This is a genomic window from Streptomyces flavofungini (genome assembly GCF_041028215.1).
Lineage (GTDB): Bacteria > Actinomycetota > Actinomycetes > Streptomycetales > Streptomycetaceae > Streptomyces > Streptomyces flavofungini_B.
The window spans coordinates 1-1,606 of sequence record NZ_JASKYR010001100.1; the positions used below are offsets into that span (position 1 = coordinate 1).

General features: G+C 64.0%; 3 protein-coding genes. All 3 read left to right on the plus strand.

Annotated elements, in window-relative coordinates; genetic code table 11:
• Positions 1–267: 267 nt before the first annotated feature.
• Genes AB8Z36_RS38760 through AB8Z36_RS38770 form a run of 3 tightly spaced genes read left to right on the plus strand, consistent with a single transcriptional unit; the run spans position 268 to position 1,544 of the window.
• Entirely contained in the window at positions 268–1,119 is an 852-nt protein-coding gene (locus AB8Z36_RS38760) for a helix-turn-helix domain-containing protein (protein ID WP_369218057.1), read from the plus strand.
• A gap of 10 nt (positions 1,120–1,129) precedes the next feature.
• Positions 1,130–1,321 (plus strand): hypothetical protein, encoded by a 192-nt coding sequence (locus AB8Z36_RS38765; RefSeq protein WP_369218058.1) that lies wholly within the window; start codon positions 1,130–1,132, stop codon positions 1,319–1,321.
• A gap of 28 nt (positions 1,322–1,349) precedes the next feature.
• Positions 1,350–1,544, plus strand: a complete 195-nt coding sequence (locus AB8Z36_RS38770) for a hypothetical protein (RefSeq protein ID WP_369218059.1) — start codon at positions 1,350–1,352, stop codon at positions 1,542–1,544.
• Positions 1,545–1,606 lie beyond the last annotated feature (62 nt).

The following is a 1,606-nucleotide window of genomic DNA, read 5'->3' on the forward strand; positions in this document are numbered from 1 at the left end:
CTCCCATGCTGTGAGGGGTTGTTGCGCTTTGGCCTGCACTCCGGCCGCCGGTGGCCCGTCTCCCTGACGCAGGCCCGCCCCTCCCAGGGCAGGAAGGTCCCGGGCAGGCCCGCGTGATGCACTGCCGACTGCCGTTCGTAGCTTGCAGTGCCGAACGTAGGGCTAGAAATGGTTACTTTGCCACTACTCAATAGAAATTGAACCCTAACGTGGTCAGACTGAGCCTTCGGGCGGCAGACTGCTGACGACCGCCACGAAGGGAACGCCATGCCACCGAGGACGACACCCAGCGAGCGCCAGAAGCGGTTGGGCAGCGAGCTGCGCAAGATGCGAACGTCCGCCGGGGTGTCGGCTGAACACGCTGCAGGGCTACTCGGTTTGGACCGCGCGAAGATCTCAAACATCGAGACAGGAATCCGGACCATCAGCGTGGAGCGCCTCCGCACGCTGGCCTGCCATTGCGCGTGTTCCGACCAGGCTTACGTCGATGCCCTCGTAGGCATGGCAGCGACTAACGGACGCGGGTGGTGGGAGCGGTATCGAGGCTCACTTTCTCAGGGCCTCCTCGACATCGCCGAATTGGAGTCGTACGCCGTACGCATGCGCACCGCGCACACCGCCCATATTCCTGGGCTACTCCAAACCAGCGACCACGCGCTGGAACTGTTCCGCGCGGTGCTCCCGCCGCTGCCCGACCACGAGACAGCCCTCCGGCTGGCCTACAGAGTGGAACGGCAGAAGGTCTTGGCTGGCGAGGAGCCGCCGGAGTACGTCGGTATCATCCACGAGGCGGCCCTGCGCATGCAGTTCGGTGGGCGCGAAGTGGCACGCAGGCAGCTTCAACACCTACTTCAGGTGTCTGAACGCCCGAACATCGAGCTCTTGGTGGTTCCCTTCGCGGCGGGGACGTTTCCCGGGGCCGGGCAGACGGTCAACTACCTCGAAGGAAGTGTGCCGCAGCTCGATACCGTCCAGGTGGACAGCTCCCATGGCCCGGAATTCCTGGGTAGCGAAGCCCAGCTGTACAAGTACCGGGCCCATCTCGACTGGATGGAGCGCATCGCCCTGTCACCTGCGGCCTCACGCGACTTCATCCGCCACATCAGCAACGACCTCTAGGAGCTACCGCATGCCCAAGATCACATGGGAAGACCCCTTCTGCGGCGAAGGCGCAAGTTGCTTCCGTCTCGGCACGGACACCGAAGGCAACGCCTACATCGCCGTCGCCGGACAAGAAGACCACCCCCTCACCGACACCCACGAAGCCCTCCGCACCCTCATCCGCGACATCAAAGCTGGCAAAGCCGACCACCTCCTCTAGCGCCCAAGCGCAGACAAGAGGCAACGCCATGCACACCGGAATCACSTGGGAAGACCCCGCCTGCGGCGAAGGCAACARCTGCTTCCGCCTCGGCACGGACACATMMGGCAACGCCTACATCGCCGTCGCCGGACAAGAAGACCACCCCCTCACCGACASCCAYGAAGCCCTCCGCACCCTCATCCGCGACATCAAGGCAGGCAAGGCCGACCACCTCCTCTAGCCCTCAGCGGAGACAAGGAGCGAAGCCGTGCATGACATCAAGTGGGAAGAACCGTTCTGTGC